This is a genomic window from Bradyrhizobium sp. Crot121, assembly GCF_059512385.1.
This window is the reverse complement of the sequence record NZ_JCAMOR010000055.1, coordinates 37655-53017: the sequence shown is the minus strand read 5'-3', so window position 1 is coordinate 53017 and position 15363 is coordinate 37655. Positions and strand designations below refer to the sequence as shown.

Sequence of the window (15363 nt, the reverse complement as noted above, 5' to 3'; positions counted from 1 at the left end):
AATAGCCGCGAAAGCCGGCCCGGTGCCAACGCACGACCGTCTCGGGCCGGATGATCGTGAGGACCTGCAAGATCGATGGAAACCAGCGATACAGCTGAATGAAGAACCAGCGATCATCGTTGCTGAGCCGGACGCGACCCCGCAGCTTACGCCTCAAAGACAATCAACTGATGTCTGAGCGCCGCATTCTCTGCTTCAAGTCGGCTCTTCGACTTGAGAGGCGAGGCCAAGACGGCCAGTACGAAACAAAGCAGCCCGATCATTCCGCCAGCTTAGGCGATTCCATTACATCATCAACTCGGATAAGGTTTTCGGTACACACAGGGGTCGAAAGCGTCGGCCCCGTGCTGAACTTCTGCACTGAACGGTTGCGCTCTACCGGCTCCGAAACTCGAAAGGACAACGAGTGGACGAGCAGGATGTCTGGGGTCCGGCTCAAGTGCACGAAAGAGGTGACGCCCTTTTTTGCCCGTGACGGCGACAACGCTGTTACCAGTCGAGATTGGGAACTCGCCAGTTTCAAGACCGATGCGGCGCAAGCGCCGCCCCGTCCGACTTGCAAAATGATAGCAAACTATATATATTGCTATCAATGCCATCGTCAATTTTGGGGTGCCATCGTGCCCGCTGTCACAATCCGAAACCTTTCCGAGGCGACCCACCGAGCTCTCAAGGTGCGCGCGGCCCATCATGGTCGCAGTACCGAGGCCGAGATGCGCGAAATCCTCGAAGCTGCCGTCCGTCCCGAACGCCGTGTCCGATTGGGTACCGCACTCACTGACCTCGGCCGCCGCATCGGGCTTACGAATGAGGACCTCGATGCCTTGACGCGCGGTCGCGAGAAGAAACCTGCCGAGCCGATGAGCTTTGAATGATCGTCCTCGATACGAATGTCGTCTCGGAGGCGATGAAACCGCAGCCGAATCCAGATGTCCTTCGTTGGCTGGATGAACAAGTCGCGGAAACCATCTACATATCGAGCGTCACCGTCGCCGAGTTGCTCTTCGGCATCAACGCGCTTGCACCCGGCAAGCGCAAGGACAGGTTGGCTGAGGCGCTTAACGGCCTGATGGAGTTGTTCGCGGACAGGATTTTGCCGTTCGATACTGACGCCGCACGCCAGTATGCTGATCTGGCAGTCAGGGCTCGCGCCGCAGGCAAGGGCTTCCCGACGCCCGATGGCTACATCGCAGCGATCGCTGCATCGCGAGACTTCATCGTGGCGACGCGCGACGCCAGCGCATTCGATGCAGCAGGCATCTCTGTCATCAATCCTTGGAACACAAGCGCCTGACCTCCATTCGCTCGGTGCTTACGTTCCCGGCGACGTCCGTGCCGGCGCGTCTATCGTCATGGCTGCGGGCATGGCTGGCGCAAACTGGGGCGGAGTGCGTGATCGTTATCTCGACCCTGTGAACCTCGCCGATCCAACGAAGCCTCTGGCTGGTCAGCCGGGCAAGGCGATGAAGAACTACAGGCAGGAGCTCGCCGGCTGGCTGAAGACCCGTTATGGGCAGGAAGACAGGAAGGCAGGAAGAGGAGAACCTCGCTTACTTTGATGCTCTCGCCCCTGAGCATCAGCGCATCTTCCTGCGCGAAGTCTATTACGCGGAGTTGCGTGAAGGCGGAAACTCCCAACACGCCAAGAGCCAGTCCCCCGCCCGAACTGCCTGAAAACAAAACGACCATGGCCAGACCACTGCCGAAAGCACCGCACCGTGACGAGGATCCGGATGGGAATTGAGGCTGCCTTGCCCAAGGCAAACACCGTCATTGCCGCTGCGCCGATGGTGACGGGATAGACGAACATCCACTGCGGGTAGCCGCCGGGACTTTCCTGGCCGCTCACCGCATAGCCGAGCCGAATGCTGAGCACCACAAGGCTCGCGGCCACCACAACTGTGATGAGGGTACCGACGCCTTGCCGTATTCGCCTCGATGCCGGTCAGTTGATCGCGCCGCAGTGCGGCCGCCGCGCCGACGAAGGTGACAGCGATCAGAAGGACGCGAGCGGCCTCTTCGGCCCATTCGATAGGTTCGTGGAGCGCATATCGGTAGAAGACCGAAAGCAGAACCACGATCACGTTCAAAGCCAAGACCAACGCGCCGAGCCCGTCGACGAGAACTGCTTCGGGCCGAGGCTGGCGAACCGTCGCGTGGGCGCCATAGTGGCTTGCGTCATGCCGAGTATATCGACATGTTCCAGGATGCGTCGACCGAAAAACGATCGTTCAGCTTGGAGCGCTAGGACAGGACCACAACTTTCTTCGTAACTCATTTTAATTGAGCGCTTCGTTCATGCATCGAGGGCTCAATAACAAACGACAGACTTTTGCGCGTTCTCGAGCTACGTTACGGCGCTAGGATTGAAACTATCGGCCCTACTGAAATCATCGTGCTGCCGGTCAGCTGGAGTCCACAGATGCCAGTCGATCACGTGCAATTCTGCACCAAAAAGTACCTGAAAAACTCCTACGGCTTTCGATCAGCGGCCGTGCGGCCGGATCTTGTCGAGAAAGCAAACGGCTGGTTGACGGCTAACGCCACCGGCATAGGGGCCGTGCTCGGCGTGCAGACGATCGCAGAGGACTCCGATGAGATCGCCTTCATCGTCGGCGAGAATGGGCTGTTTCTGGCCGACATAGCCAGGGCGTGTCTTATTCATCGATTGTCGGGACCCGCGCCGAATACCAAGACAAGCAGGAATTCCGCGCGATTGACCTCGATCTGGACGACGGCTCCAGCGTGAAGCTCAAAGTCGAAAGTGGACATGGCAAGCTTCGCGATGCATTCGCCGTCTCGTCTTTCCTCGGGCATTTGCTCCAACGTTTGAAGCAGGATCACCCGGCCTACCGGCCGTACTCGGGTTGAGGGATACTAGACTAGCGCAGACGTGTGTTGGCCCCCGGATTCGTGAGGGAGACCCAACGGCGACAGCGGCGATCAATTTGAGGGACGCACTTTGCCCAGCAGGTACCGTTTCGCCTGTCAACGCGCCAGGGTGTGAAGCGGCGCCCAACATTGACCCCTACGCTTGCGAGATCAATCAATCACTTAAGACGCCGATCGGTCTCCGGACCCTACGCCGAATAACAATCGAGGCCGGCGTACCAAGCCTGGTCGAGGCACGCGAGATCATCGCCGAATTCCACCTGATGATCCGGCGCAAGATCGAGGTGGGCCTCATCCCATGGATCGAGCGCGCCCGCGCCAGCCTCGTCGTCTCGTTTCGCCAGCGGCGTCGCGAAAGATGAAGCGGCGGTTCGAGCAGCAATCGCTTTGCCCTGGTCCAACGGACAGACTGAAGGTCAGATCACGCGCCTCAAGCTCGTCAGACACCAAATGTACGGCCGCGGGAAAATCGATCTGCTTCAAGCCAGGTTGATCGGCGCAGAATGAACGGAGCTGCGTCGGAGCCCGTATTGCAAGCCGAATGACAGGAAATGTCGTGGAGTTTGTCGCTGCGCTCATCACCACCTCCGGGAGCGCACTATTTGGCAGGGTCGGCCAACCATTTGAAATAGGCCTCGCGCTACCCCACGTTGGCAAAATTGATACCGACCGCACACGGAATCGGCAACGACGCCATTCGCCACGAATATGTGCAGCAATCGGGCCGTGATGGTTGTCATGGCCCGCTTTCGGGCATCCATTGTCCGGAAAGATTTCGGCTTTGCCTACTCTGCGGCGCTCGCCCTCGCAAAGGTGGCTTCGAGTTCTTTGCGGAGAGCAAACGCTGGCAACTTCGTGTCCCACGAAACGTCCTGCCAGGCGATCGGCTCGTCCGACCGGATGTCGCGGACCAACTTGATGCCATGGGCCAAGCCCAGCGGCAGATATCCGCTTGCGAGCGACTTTCGAGCCGGAACGAGCTTGCCGAACACGGTGTAACCGCCCTCGCCGTCCAACACTTCCCCCGCCTTCAGATCGCGCTTGGCCGTCGCGACAGCATCGGCGTTGAAGGCCGTGGCCACGCCGGTCGCTTCGCGGCGCAGACCGATCGACGCAACCGAGATGCCCAGTTCCAGACCGATCAGGTGCCACTTCTTGTAGGAACTCATGTAGCGACCGCTCGGATCGGTGATCACCTGATATTCCTTGAAGCATCTCCGGATGTATTCGGTGTCGCCCTCGAAGCTCACCCAGACGCCCTTTCGGATATCGTTGGGGATCGGCGTCCCGTCCGGGCGAAGGCTGGACACGACCTCGACGAGTCCCTTGCGCGACAACACGCCGCCTTCGGCCTTGGGCCGCATCAGCGCGGCAATGTCATCGACCGATCCCGGAGGGAAGCTCAGCCCGTCATCGGCCGCATCAAGACCGGTCGCATTCGCGATCGCCGCGCTTTCGATCGCAGGCTTGGAGCCGTCGAGAAACGCGTTGAACATCTTCGGGTTCATGCCGCCGAGCGCCGCCTGCTCCGCGGTGACGCCCCAATGGTCCCAAACCGTCTCCGGGGTCGACTTGCGATAGGCAGGCAGCCATTTATGCCCGCGCCCTGCCGCCACGACTGGGAAGCCGCATGCGCGTGCCCAATCGACAAGTTCACAGGTAAGCGCGGGCTGGTCACCGTAGGCGAGGCTGTAGAGGACATTCGAGGCCTTCGCGCGCTTGGCGAGCATCGGCCCGCAGAACGCATCGGCTTCCACCGTGACATTGATCACGTCCTTGCCGTGTTCGAACGCCACGAGGCAGTGCTCGATCGCCGCAATCGGATTGCCGGTGCATTCGACGATGATCCCGATCTCGGGGCGGGCCACGACCGCGCGCCAATCATCCGTCAGGTGCGTCGTTCCATTGCCAAGCGCGTCGTCGAGCGATTTGGCTGCATGGCGTTCGGACGGCCAACCGACCCGGGCGAGGTTCTCGATCGCACGTGCCGGAGCGACGTCCGCAATGCCGACGAGATGAACGCCCGGCGTCTTCAGTACCTGGGCAAGGTACATCGAACCGAACTTTCCGGCACCGATGAGACCCACGCGGATGGGCCGACCATTGGCCTCCCGCGTCTGCAACATCTTGAAGAAGTTCATCAGCACGTCTCCGATTGATTGTCCTGGCCGCCTTCGACGTCCCCAACGAGGAAATCGAAATCGCAGCCATGAGGGGCCTGCAATACGCTTCGACGATATAGCGCTTCGTATCCGCGTTTCGGAACGCTCGGCTGACGATGGGACGCCAGCGGCTGCGCGATTTCGATGTCGTCAACGGGAAGGGCGATCCTCTTGTTCGCGACCGAGAGCCGGATGCAATCTCCCGTGCGAACGGCACCCAAACGGCCGCCGATTGCGGCTTCCGGAGCGACGTGCAGCACGATCGTGCCGAAAGCCGTTCTGGACATGCGGGCATCCGAAATGCGGACCATGTCCTTGACGCCCTGCCGAGCCAGTTTCTCGGGGATCGGAAGATAACCCGCCTCCGGCATGGTCGCTCCCTCCGGACGGGCATTCTGCAGAACGAGGATATCGTCTGCCTTGACGTCGAGATCGGGATCGTCGATCCGGCGGCTGAGATCCTCGAGGCCGGTGAATACCACCGCGCGTCCCTCGATTTCGAACAGCTCCGGCGATGCTGCTGCACGCTTGAAGATGGCGCCGTCCGGTGCAAGCGATCTCTTCAGGGCGATCAGGCCGCCGACCTCGGAGACGGGATCATCAGCGCTAGGGATGACCGAGCGATTAATCCAGTCCAGCGACGCCGCGAGGCGCTCCGCAAGAGTGACGCCTTCGATATCGATCGTGTCCAGATGCAGGAGCGGCTTCGGTTCACGCAACACGGCGCCGACGCCGCCTGCCGCGTGAAAATCCTCCATGCGGAATTCGACCTGCAGGAGCTTTTCGTTCGGAAGGATCATCGCGCCCTTATCGAGTTTGCCGTGTCCCTGCTGCAGTGCTTGCTGATAGGTGGCAGTCGCGGCGGCCAGAACGGGAAGCGGGATGCGCTGCTCGGCCGACGACGTGGCGGCGCAGATCATGTCCTTATAGGCAGCCTTCATTGGATAGCCCGACTCAAACTCGCCCTTGGGAATGTTCGGCACGAAGACCTCCGACGCGTAGCTTTTGCCCGTGCTGCCGTTGACGACTTCGGCGACGAGGTCGGGATCGAGACCGAGCTTCACCGCCATCGGCAAGACTTTGGCGGGTGCGGCCATTCGGAATGGAATTAACAGCGGCGGCATGCGAGTTCGTGCTGAGGTCGATGACGATCGATCCCAGTGCGAGGTTCGCCGCAAGGCCGTTGCTTCCAAGCAGAATGCCGTCAACGGACGCAGTGTCAGGCAGACACAGGAAGACGACCGAACAGGAGGCTAGATCGAGATAATTGGTGGTCGTTTTCGCCCCGGCCCTCTCGAATGACGCGAAGGTGTCGCGACTACGGTTGCAAACGATGGTCGGATCTCCGCCTTTCATCAGGTTACGCGCCACGTGGCGCCCCATCTGACCAAGGCCGACAAAGCCGATTTTGGTTCGTTCGATCATGCTTATCCCGTCGGTGACGATCGCCTTTGGGCGAACCTAGCTTTTCCGGAAGAAGCGTTGCATCACTGGATGGGAACGCCGCCCAACGCCAATCACGATGGCTACGGACTAGGGACTTCACCAGGCGCGAAACATTCGATCATGGCGCGGGCCACGACGGGTAGCGACCGGAATTCGCGATATCCCACCAGCAGCGAGCGTTGCGCCCACGGTTCATTGAGGTTCATTGCCGCAAATTCGCCCTTCTCGATATAGGGCAATACCGCTCCTTCCGGCAGGACGGCGACCCCAAGCCCGGCCTCGACCATCCGGCGGACGCCGTCGAAACCGAACACCTGCACCCGCATCCGGATGTCGATGTCCGAAGTCTTCGCCTCCGTCAGGATCTTCGCCTGCAGCGAACTGCCCGCCTGCAGCCCGACATGCTGATAAGACGCGGTTTCACCGAGGCGGACGCTGTCGCGGCCGTCGAGCTCGTGCCCCTTTGGCACGATCACCATCAAGGTGTCGCGCCGGTACAAACGGGTCTCGATCGAGGAGTGGTCTATCTGATCGGATATCACGCCGATATCCGCCGTTCCTTGGCCGACGGCCTGCACGATCCTGTCGCTGGTGTCCTCGCGCAGATCGATGCGGACCTCGGGATACTGAGCCACATAGGATGCGAGGTCTTCCGGAAGAAACTGGGTCACCGCCGAGGTGTTGGCCCACAGCCGAACCAGGCCTTTCGCGCCTGACGAGAACTCGCTCAGTTCGGCATCCATGTCCTCGGCAATTCGCGAGATGCTCTGCACGTATCTGTAAAGCGCTTCGCCCGCCGGCGTGACCTCGATCCCGTCGCGAAGCCGATACAGCAATGCGACGCCGAAGCGTGCTTCGAGATCGGCCACCCGCTTGCTGACGGCCGACGCAGCGATGTTGTTCGCGCGAGAGGCCTGAGCAATGTTGCGGTGCTCAACCACGGAAGCGAACAGCCGCAATGAAATGAGATCGAGATGAGCCATTGGGGCGAAGACGCTTCCTTGGACGCGGAGACCGCCTCGTAACGTCGAGGCTCCGTCGAATGCTTTCTCGCGGAAACCTGCCCTCGTTTCAACCGGCACCGGAGCCACCGCCTCGAGCGGCTTGCCGGACTCACCAGTTACGTATACGTTATCGCATGCATAATGTGACGGTAAAGAGACACCGGATGGCTCGAATGGCTTCGTCTCGAACATCAGCAGGACGCCGCGGCCGTGCGCCGACAACACACGAGACCCGCGGCAAGTCCGCTCCGAAGGTGAGGGCCCGGATTCCTCGTTCTGGAAACTCAGCGACAGTCGCAACGCCTAGGGCCCGCGCAAGTCGTTCGGATGCGGCGCACAAGGCGATGCGCGTCCTCATCCTCAACAACGCGTGGCCCGCCGGATTCCAAGCCACCGAGCAAGAAATTGCCGATCACTTGAAGATGAGCCGGACGCCTGTGCGCGAGGCAATGATGAAGCTGCAGCAGGAGGAATTGGTACGCGTCGTTCCCCGTCACGGACTGCGCGTCCTGCCTGTCTCTGCGGATGACATGCGCGAGATCTATGAGGTGCTGACCTCGCTCGAGGCGACTGCGGCCGGACTCGCTGCGCAACGTTCACTATCGACGCAGGACCTCGCCCCGTTGGTCTCCGCGACGGCGTCGATGGAGCGCGCGCTTTTGGCCGGAGATCTCGACGCATGGGCTTGCGCCGACGAGGATTTCCACAAAGCCCTGCTCGCGCTTTGCGGCAACCGGAAGCTCGAAGCCGTGGTCCTGAACTTCATGGATCGAGTTCACCGGGCACGCATGGTGACCTTACGGATGCGCGCGATCCCCACGGCATCGACCGAAGAACATTCTGCACTCGTGGACGCAATCCGCCGAGGTGATCCTGAAGCCGCGCACAACGTTCACAGGTCTCACAGGCAACGCGCGGGCCGCGAGTTGCTCGCTCTCCTGGCGCGAGTGGGCCTGAACCAGATTTGAATTCACCACCATGGAGGTTCGACATGGCGACACACAACGACACGCTCGATATTGCGGTTCTTCCGGGCGACGGCATCGGACGCGAGGTCGCGGCGGCCTGCATCGAACTGCTCGCGGCAACCGAGAACGTCGCCGAGGGCCCTAAACTTCGGCTCACGACGCATAATGCGGGAGCGCAATATTACCTCGAGAGCGGCGATGCATTGCCGAAATCCACGATCGACGCATGCCGCTCGGCCGACGCGATCTTGTTCGGTGCGATGGGATGGCCGGACGTGCGCTTGCCCGATGGCACCGAAATCATTCCGCAACTCGACCTGCGCATGGAATTCGACCTCTATGCCGGGATCAGGCCCATACGCTGGTTTCCGGGTTTGCCTCAAATCCTGAGCGACGACCGATCGCGCCAAACCGATCTGGTTCTCGTCCGCGAACAGACTGAGGGCCTCTTTTACGCACGCGGTACAGGTACCGTCATCGAGGATCGCGAGGCCCTGGATACGATGCGGATCACCCGCGAGGGGACGGCGCGCGTCAGCGAATACGCCTTCCGGCTCGCAAAGCGCCGCAAGGACCGCCGCGGATCAGCGCGCGTCACCTGCGTGGACAAGGCGAACGTCTTCAGCTCGATGGCCTTCTTTCGGAAGGTGTTCGACGAAGTTGCGGCATCGCACACCGCCGTCACGAGCGACCATGCCTACGTCGATGCGATGGCGCTCACGCTTGTCAAGGCGCCCTGGACCGTCGATGTCATCGTCACCGAGAACATGTTCGGCGACATTCTGTCGGATCTCATTGCCGGGCTTGTAGGCGGCATGGGAATGGCTCCCTCGGCGGACATCGGCGATAACCATGCACTGTTTCAGCCTGCACACGGGACGGCGCCGGATATCGCCGGACAGGGCAAGGCGAACCCGTGCGCCATGTTCCTCTCGGGCGCAATGATGTTGGATTGGCTGGCCGACAAATACGAGGACCAGCGATTGGAGTTGCGCGCACGTCTGATCGAGCGCGCCATCGAAGCCGCTTTCGCTGCCGGGAACGTCCCCATCGAACTCAAGGGTGGATCGGGGTGCGCCGAGATGACGCGCGCAACCATCGCAGCCATGCCCGAGGCGATCCGGGCCGTCGCCTGACGTCGGCTGGAAGCGCCGGATCAACCAACTGGGACCAGCCATCGCCGGTGACGAATGCGACCATGTCGAGAAAATCGTTCTGACCGCCAGAACCTATCCTAGTGTGACCTGACAAGGTCGGCGGGGACGCGATCAATTTGCGCCCCGCCGAAACCAAAAAAGAAGGGAGGTAGAAATGATCGTTAGGACGATTCTGACCGCCGGATTCTCGGTTCTGATTTCAGTGATGGCATCGGCGACCTACGCTGAGAGCTCCTTCCCCACTCGGCCGATCACGATGGTCGTGCCGTTCGCCGCCGGCGGCGCCACGGACGTGATCGCGCGGATCGTCTCGGAAGGCATGAGCAAGCAGTTGGGAAAGCCCATTATCATTGAGAACGTGGCCGGTGCTGGCGGCACGACCGGATCGATCCGTGTGATGAAGGCAGCGCCCGACGGCTACACCTTGCTCACGGGGCACATGGGCACGCACGCCTCATCTTTCGCGCTGTACGAGAAGCGCAAATACGATCCACGTACGGACTTCGAACCGATCGGTCTCGCCGCGTCCGCACCGATCGTCGTTTTCGCTCGAAAAGATTTGTCCGCCGCCACCTTTCCGGAGTTCATCGCGCTCATGAAGCAGAAAGGCGCGGACCTCAAGGTTGGTCACTCCGGCGTCGGCTCGAACGCCCATCTGACTTGCGCCCTACTCAACATCCTGGTCGGCAGCAAACCAACTGAAGTGCCCTATCGCGGCAATGGTCCATTGATGACCGATCTCATGTCCGGAGCGATCGACTACTCCTGCGATCAGGTCATCACGGTCGCGCCGCAGGTCTCGGCAGGCACGGTGAAGGCTTTCGTCGTCGCGTCCTTGCAGAGGTCGAAAGTCCTGCCCGACGTCGCCACGTCCGAAGAAGGCGGCCTCAAAGCGTATCAGGCAGATGCATGGACGGCGGTTTTCGCACCGAAGGGCGTCCCGGCCCACATCATCGACAAGCTGGAGGACGCATACAAGAAAGCCATGGCCGATCAGGACACGGTCAATCGTCTCGAGAAGCTGGGAGCCGTCGTTCCTGCACGCGAAAATCAATCGCGGGCCTACTTGAAGGAACTCGTTTCATCCGAAGTTGACCGCTGGTCCAAGGTCATCACGGATGCTCGCATCAGCATCGCCGACTAGGTTTTGCTGATAACCACCGCTGCGACGAACCCGCCCCAGGGGCCATGGCAAGGTGCCCGCGTGTTTCGGTGAAGTTCGGTCAGCAGAAAATCAACCTCTACGGAACATCATCGCCGCGCATCCGACCGCCGCCGATCGAATGCGGCCTATTCCAGAAAAATTCGCGATTGCCTGTCGCTGTAATTCGGCGCGCTGTTTGACCCCTATCGGCGCCGAAGGTTGACCCCAGCCGATAATATCGAAACCTTTGAACCGTCGCCGGAAAATTCATGTCGTGCAGGGTCAACGTTGGAAGCCCTTAGGGGTCAAAGTTCGGCGCTTATTCACAGACCAGGAGATGGGCGAGATCTTCGCGTTTCACATGGACCTCACAGACGCCGCACTTCGACCCGGCCGAACAATCCGCCGGGCCGGCGGATGAGGACCAGGATCACGATGGCGAGCAGAGCAGGGAAACCCCATCGCGCGCTGGCCAGGAACTGGACCAGCGCCTCGACGATGGCGAAACCGAACGAGGTGATGATCGCGCCGGGCAGATGAAGCCCGCTGGCCAGCCATAAGTTGCGATCCAGAAATGTCCCATCGGTCCGATACGTAAAGCGTCCGCCGTCGTGATAGCCGAGCGTGACGGTCTGGCCATCTGGCGAAAAGCTATAGTCCTTAGCCCAGCCGGACTCGGGCTGGAATGCGCCAATCTCCCGGCGCGCCTGAAGATCAAAGATAGTCAGCCGGTCCCAGGTTCGAGCCCTGGTGCGCCAGCCAAATCAATGACCTAGCCAGAAAAACCGTTTGAGAGTGGTCAAACGGTATTTGTGCACGCAAGTCTTGATTCACCTGAAACTTCGCGCGCGTAATCTTGCGCTGGAGCTTGGCTCCGACCGATCCTTTGTATTTGAGGCGGGGCGCCGCGTTTCGCCCCGAGTGGGCTAGATTCACTCCTTGAAGACGATGGTGCGGGTCGCTCGCCTTTAGGACTCCGCTAGATGCACCATGAGAGTTTCCTGGATCGTTGTCGCAATCATCGTTCCGGTAAAATCATGGATACGCGCGATGGACAATCCGCGCCCTCCCTCGGCGCAGGGACTCTCTGTGTCGAAATGCATCCAGCCATCGGGCGAGAAGGCGCGGTGAAACCAGATGCAGTGGTTGAGGCTCGAGAGATAGAGCGGCTCCTTCGATTGCAGGTCGCGCAGGTGGCCGCTGACGCTGCTGAAATTGAGCCACCAGTCGGAGAGATAGGCAAAGACGGCCTGCTGGGCCCGCGAGCCGGCGGTTAGGGGTTGCCGTCCCCTCAGCCAGAATCTGAGGCGGGATTGCGCGGTCGCTTCGGAGAGCTGCCGTTCGATGTCGGGAATGCGAAAGTCCATGCTTGGCTTCACATGGCGGGAGTAGGGGCCGAGCGGCCGCAATTGCCGCATGAGGACATCGGGAATCGTCGTCAATTCCGGCAGGCTCTCGGGGTCTTCTGCTAACGCCGACGATGAGATTGCGTGTCGCGGCCCGGGCTGTGGCGCGCAGAATGTCGCATGGGCATCCAGCACCAGACGGCCGTCACCCTGGACGCCAAGGACATGGCGGGACGAGAACCGCTTGCCATCCTGGAGGGAGTTGACCTCGAACTCGACCGGCTGGCCGGGATCGGCACCGCGCAGGAACAGGAGTTGCAGCAGGGATGCGGGTCGATCGTCCGGAGCGCTCAGCGTGGCGGCCATCATCGCCTGCCCGAGGATCTGGCCGCCGTAGGAGCGCCCATTCAAATTGCCATCACCGAACCAGCTACGGTAGCGACCCGGTCCGGTCGGTTCGAGCGAAACCAGGGCCTCGATGTTGACTTCGTCCCACGGCTCGTAGGCCTCATCGTGCATCGCCATCATCCTTGTGACCGAGATCGAACAAAAGATGGCAAGGCCGGCAGAGCCGTCCTCGCCAAGTCTCTCTCGGGAGAAAGTGGTTGCTCGCGCCGCTTCAATAGGCCGCGCTGCGGAAGTGCCTGCTTGTCACAGCGCCGGGAATTTCTGCGGCGCCGGATAGAGCGGATAGCCTGTGGCAACGCCGTACTCGCTGATGCCGAAGCCAGTCTCGCCGCCGCTATCGAGTCTGACGACATGATCTGACAGGGTGCGGGCCGTCGCGCGCGTTGCGGCATCGTCCAGGTCCCACACATCGTGCGCGGCGTGCTGCTCGCCGCGATCATCGCCATGCGTCCATCCCTTCAGGCCGCCATACATGCCGGCCTTGAGATAGAAGCGGGTCCGCAGGCCGACCATCCGGACATGGCGGGGCTCGCCGCGATCGAACTTGAAGGTGAGATCGGCGGCGGCAATGGTCTGACCGAGCTTGTCGTCATTCCATTCGATAGCGTGCTCGAATGCGGTCACGTCGCGATGAGAGATCGAGCCGTCGGCTTCGCGGCGGAATTCGGTGCCCGAGAGGTAGTGCGCTTTGCCGGGCGCTCGCTCTTTCACGAAGACCGACAGCGCCGATCGTTCGAACTGGAACATCGACCAGGTCCAGAAGAAATTGCGGTGTGTGGCGACCGGCGGCCGCGTCTCGTCGGTGCGCATCTCCGAGCGAAGGCCCCAGGAGCGGTCGCGCTGCCCCCACCAGGTCTCCGGTGTTACCTCAAAGCGCCTGCCGTCGACCGCGATCCAGCCGCGCCAGCGCCCGAACTGCGAGACCCGGGCGAGATCCTCCTCGACGACGCCCTCGCGCTCGCGATAGTTCTGCTTCTCCTGCGCCGGCGGGAAGCTTGCCCTGAATTCGAGCGCGAAGCTGATGCCGGACGGATTATCGGCGAGCGTGAGCCGGTGCAGGTTCATGCCCTCGACGATCTCGATCTTCAGGCCTCCGACCGACGTCTCCAGAGGGCGCGTGCCGAGCCGGCGCGAGGCACGAAAATTGTGCTGCTTGCGGCCGATGGTCACGCCGGCGAAGCCGTCCATCACGCGACGGTTCGGATAATAGCCGAGCCCGATGTCCAGAAGGAGCTCGCTGCCGTCGATCGGATGGGCCGTATACCAATAGCGTTCGGTGAAGCGTACGTCGCCCGCGCTGGCTGTTGCGAATGGCGCCGGCGTCTGATGGCCAATAAGGTCGTCCTGGGCTGTCAGCATTGTTCTTGTCCTTGCTTCGATTTCGACGTGAATTGATCGCCCCGGCTCAGTCTTTGCCCGGTCCTGCGCCGAGAATGTCGCCGAACAGCACCCAGGTCTTGCCGTCGAAACGCGCGAACTGGCGCTCCGTGATCGCGGCATAGTCATCGGGTGTCGTCTGGATCGAAATTCCCGGCAACAGCATCGGCAGCTCGATCCCCTTCAGATTGGTCGCCTGCTTCAGCACGTTCTCGCGGGTGAGTTCGTCGCCGCAGCGCTCGATGATGATCGCGCCCAACTGCGCCGTCGTGTATCCCGTCACGGCAATCACGTCGTTGGGATCCATTCCCGGCAGATATTTCGCGGTAAAGGCGAGATAGTCCGTCATTCCCTTGTCATTGGCCCAGCTCGGATCGTTCGGGGTCTTGTAGGATGTGGTGGTGAGGACGCCGGTGGAGGCTTCGAGCCCAGCCGGGATCAGCACGCCGCTGATCGAGTTGGCCGTCGAGCCGAGGAAGATCTGCGGCTTCCAGCCCAATTCGTAGATCTTGCGGATCGCCATTGAGGCGAACTTGTTCTGAGCCGCGATCAGAATCGTGTCGGCGCCGGACGCCTTCAGATTGACGATCTGCGAATCGATCGTCGGCTCGGTCGATTGATAGGATTCCTCCTTCACGATCATCTTGTCGGCCTTCGTGCCAAGCCCTTGCTTCAGGCCGAGCAGGAAGTCCTTGCCGATGTCGTCGGCCTGCATGAGGACGCCGACCTTGGCCTCCGGTTTGGTCTGCAGGATGTAACGCGCGATGATGCGCGACTCGTTGACGTAGGTCGGCGAGTAGGGCGTGGTCCAGGGGAATTGCTTCGGGTCGTTCCACCGCGTGCCGCCGCTCTGCACGAGGAGCTGGGGAACGCCCTTCGAATTGAGATATTTCTGGATCGCAGCATTGGTGGGCGTGCCGAACGGCGCCATGATGGCGAGGACCTGCTCGTTCTCGACGAGCGATCTCGTCACCTCGACCGTCTTCGGCGGGCTGTAGGCGTCATCGCGGGTCACGTAATTGATCTGCCGCCCCCTGATTCCGCCTTTCTCGTTCAACACCGCAAAGTAGGCGAGCATGGTCCGCGGGAAGCTCGCATAGATCGATGCCGGGCCGCTGTAGGGCGCGTTGGCACCAAGCTTGATTTCGCTGTCGCTGACACCGGGCCCGTAGGCCTTCTGCGCAGTTGCTGCGCCGATGCTGCAGCAGAGCGCGAGTGTCCACGCGGTCAATGTAAGGATTGCCCTTTGCCTTCGCATCGTCTCCTCCATCCCATGTCGTCACGTTCGATGAACCATCTGACGGCCCGCGGCCTGCGTTCTCTCGACGCTTTACCTGCCGAAGCTGTCATGCAATAATAGACCGTCCAGACGGCTTATCAACTTTTTTCTGGAGATGCGCGACGAGGGAGGACGCAATTGCGCGACGGGATCATTTCGTGGTGCCGTTGCGACAGCGCA

The 15363-nt window shown here is 61.1% G+C and carries 13 protein-coding genes and 4 pseudogenes; 8 read left to right on the top strand and 9 right to left on the bottom strand.

Features of this window, described 5'->3' with window-relative positions; translation table 11 throughout:
- The first annotated feature begins 620 nt into the window (after positions 1–620).
- The 3 genes from AC5ZGW_RS33005 (at position 621) to AC5ZGW_RS32995 (ending at position 1559) form a co-directional block, all read left to right on the top strand.
- The gene (locus tag AC5ZGW_RS33005) at positions 621–875 is read left to right on the top strand and encodes a FitA-like ribbon-helix-helix domain-containing protein (protein WP_130226832.1); all 255 of its coding nucleotides are present in this window, start codon (positions 621–623) and stop codon (positions 873–875) included.
- On the top strand, positions 872–1294 hold the full coding sequence (locus tag AC5ZGW_RS33000; protein ID WP_130226796.1) for a type II toxin-antitoxin system VapC family toxin: 423 nt from the start codon (positions 872–874) through the stop codon (positions 1292–1294). The genes AC5ZGW_RS33005 and AC5ZGW_RS33000 overlap by 4 nt, the downstream gene beginning before the upstream one ends.
- Positions 1295–1364: 70 nt before the next feature.
- Entirely contained in the window at positions 1365–1559 is a 195-nt protein-coding gene (locus tag AC5ZGW_RS32995; RefSeq protein ID WP_130226797.1) for a hypothetical protein, read from the top strand.
- A gap of 45 nt (positions 1560–1604) precedes the next feature.
- Here AC5ZGW_RS32995 and AC5ZGW_RS32990 read toward each other — a convergent pair whose 3' ends face one another.
- On the bottom strand, positions 1605–2078 hold the full coding sequence (locus tag AC5ZGW_RS32990; RefSeq protein WP_474418833.1) for a TRAP transporter small permease: 474 nt from the start codon (positions 2076–2078) through the stop codon (positions 1605–1607).
- Positions 2079–2332: 254 nt separating this feature from the next.
- Here AC5ZGW_RS32990 and AC5ZGW_RS32985 point away from each other — a divergent pair, with 254 nt between their 5' ends.
- Both AC5ZGW_RS32985 and AC5ZGW_RS32980 read left to right on the top strand, forming a co-directional pair.
- Positions 2333–2749 (top strand): hypothetical protein, encoded by a 417-nt coding sequence (locus AC5ZGW_RS32985; protein WP_130226798.1) that lies wholly within the window; start codon positions 2333–2335, stop codon positions 2747–2749.
- 328 nt (positions 2750–3077) lie between these two features.
- Positions 3078–3399, top strand: a pseudogene (locus AC5ZGW_RS32980) (ISL3 family transposase); the annotation flags it as partial.
- Positions 3400–3677: 278 nt separating this feature from the next.
- Here the strand turns inward: AC5ZGW_RS32980 and AC5ZGW_RS32975 are convergent.
- From AC5ZGW_RS32975 to AC5ZGW_RS32955, 5 genes and pseudogenes are all read right to left on the bottom strand, one after another.
- On the bottom strand, positions 3678–5033 hold the full coding sequence (locus AC5ZGW_RS32975) for an NAD(P)H-dependent oxidoreductase (protein WP_130226799.1): 1356 nt from the start codon (positions 5031–5033) through the stop codon (positions 3678–3680).
- Positions 5033–5812 (bottom strand): annotated as a pseudogene (locus AC5ZGW_RS32970) (IlvD/Edd family dehydratase); the annotation flags it as partial. The gene AC5ZGW_RS32975 and the pseudogene AC5ZGW_RS32970, both read right to left, overlap by 1 nt.
- A 48-nt stretch (positions 5813–5860) precedes the next feature.
- Positions 5861–6178, bottom strand: a pseudogene (locus AC5ZGW_RS32965) (NAD-binding protein); the annotation flags it as partial.
- Between the two features lie 49 nt (positions 6179–6227).
- Positions 6228–6479, bottom strand: a pseudogene (locus tag AC5ZGW_RS32960) (NAD(P)-binding domain-containing protein); the annotation flags it as partial.
- A gap of 101 nt (positions 6480–6580) precedes the next feature.
- Positions 6581–7483 carry a LysR family transcriptional regulator gene (locus tag AC5ZGW_RS32955; protein ID WP_165435283.1) on the bottom strand — a complete coding sequence of 301 codons (903 nt, stop codon included), beginning with the start codon at positions 7481–7483 and terminating at the stop codon, positions 6581–6583.
- Positions 7484–7848: 365 nt separating this feature from the next.
- Here AC5ZGW_RS32955 and AC5ZGW_RS32950 point away from each other — a divergent pair, with 365 nt between their 5' ends.
- The 3 genes from AC5ZGW_RS32950 to AC5ZGW_RS32940 all read left to right on the top strand — a co-directional run bounded on the left by AC5ZGW_RS32950 (position 7849) and on the right by AC5ZGW_RS32940 (position 10773).
- Positions 7849–8472 carry a GntR family transcriptional regulator gene (locus AC5ZGW_RS32950; RefSeq protein ID WP_245474778.1) on the top strand — a complete coding sequence of 208 codons (624 nt, stop codon included), beginning with the start codon at positions 7849–7851 and terminating at the stop codon, positions 8470–8472.
- A gap of 23 nt (positions 8473–8495) precedes the next feature.
- Positions 8496–9608: an isocitrate/isopropylmalate dehydrogenase family protein gene (locus AC5ZGW_RS32945; RefSeq protein ID WP_130226804.1), complete on the top strand. Its 1113-nt coding sequence runs from the start codon at positions 8496–8498 to the stop codon at positions 9606–9608.
- A 277-nt stretch (positions 9609–9885) separates the two neighbouring features.
- On the top strand, positions 9886–10773 hold the full coding sequence (locus tag AC5ZGW_RS32940) for a tripartite tricarboxylate transporter substrate-binding protein (protein WP_245474781.1): 888 nt from the start codon (positions 9886–9888) through the stop codon (positions 10771–10773).
- Between the two features lie 968 nt (positions 10774–11741).
- Here the strand turns inward: AC5ZGW_RS32940 and AC5ZGW_RS32935 are convergent.
- The 3 genes from AC5ZGW_RS32935 to AC5ZGW_RS32925 all read right to left on the bottom strand — a co-directional run bounded on the left by AC5ZGW_RS32935 (position 11742) and on the right by AC5ZGW_RS32925 (position 15162).
- Positions 11742–12638, bottom strand: a complete 897-nt coding sequence (locus tag AC5ZGW_RS32935) for an acyl-CoA thioesterase (RefSeq protein ID WP_165435284.1) — start codon at positions 12636–12638, stop codon at positions 11742–11744.
- A gap of 132 nt (positions 12639–12770) precedes the next feature.
- Positions 12771–13886 (bottom strand): Rv3169 family protein, encoded by a 1116-nt coding sequence (locus tag AC5ZGW_RS32930; RefSeq protein ID WP_130226808.1) that lies wholly within the window; start codon positions 13884–13886, stop codon positions 12771–12773.
- Between the two features lie 46 nt (positions 13887–13932).
- Entirely contained in the window at positions 13933–15162 is a 1230-nt protein-coding gene (locus AC5ZGW_RS32925; RefSeq protein ID WP_130226809.1) for an ABC transporter substrate-binding protein, read from the bottom strand.
- Positions 15163–15363 lie beyond the last annotated feature (201 nt).

Excerpts from the sequence above, each read along its gene's own strand:
- AC5ZGW_RS33000 (WP_130226796.1), top strand. The coding sequence starts at position 872 with ATGATCGTCCTCGATACGAATGTCGTCTCGGAGGCGATGAAACCGCAG.
- AC5ZGW_RS32995 (WP_130226797.1), top strand. The coding sequence starts at position 1,365 with ATGGCTGGCGCAAACTGGGGCGGAGTGCGTGATCGTTATCTCGACCCT.
- AC5ZGW_RS32975 (WP_130226799.1), bottom strand. The coding sequence starts at position 5,033 with ATGAACTTCTTCAAGATGTTGCAGACGCGGGAGGCCAATGGTCGGCCC.
- AC5ZGW_RS32955 (WP_165435283.1), bottom strand. The coding sequence starts at position 7,483 with ATGGCTCATCTCGATCTCATTTCATTGCGGCTGTTCGCTTCCGTGGTT.
- AC5ZGW_RS32950 (WP_245474778.1), top strand. The coding sequence starts at position 7,849 with ATGCGCGTCCTCATCCTCAACAACGCGTGGCCCGCCGGATTCCAAGCC.
- AC5ZGW_RS32945 (WP_130226804.1), top strand. The coding sequence starts at position 8,496 with ATGGCGACACACAACGACACGCTCGATATTGCGGTTCTTCCGGGCGAC.
- AC5ZGW_RS32940 (WP_245474781.1), top strand. The coding sequence starts at position 9,886 with ATGGTCGTGCCGTTCGCCGCCGGCGGCGCCACGGACGTGATCGCGCGG.
- AC5ZGW_RS32935 (WP_165435284.1), bottom strand. The coding sequence starts at position 12,638 with ATGCACGATGAGGCCTACGAGCCGTGGGACGAAGTCAACATCGAGGCC.
- AC5ZGW_RS32930 (WP_130226808.1), bottom strand. The coding sequence starts at position 13,886 with ATGCTGACAGCCCAGGACGACCTTATTGGCCATCAGACGCCGGCGCCA.
- AC5ZGW_RS32925 (WP_130226809.1), bottom strand. The coding sequence starts at position 15,162 with ATGCGAAGGCAAAGGGCAATCCTTACATTGACCGCGTGGACACTCGCG.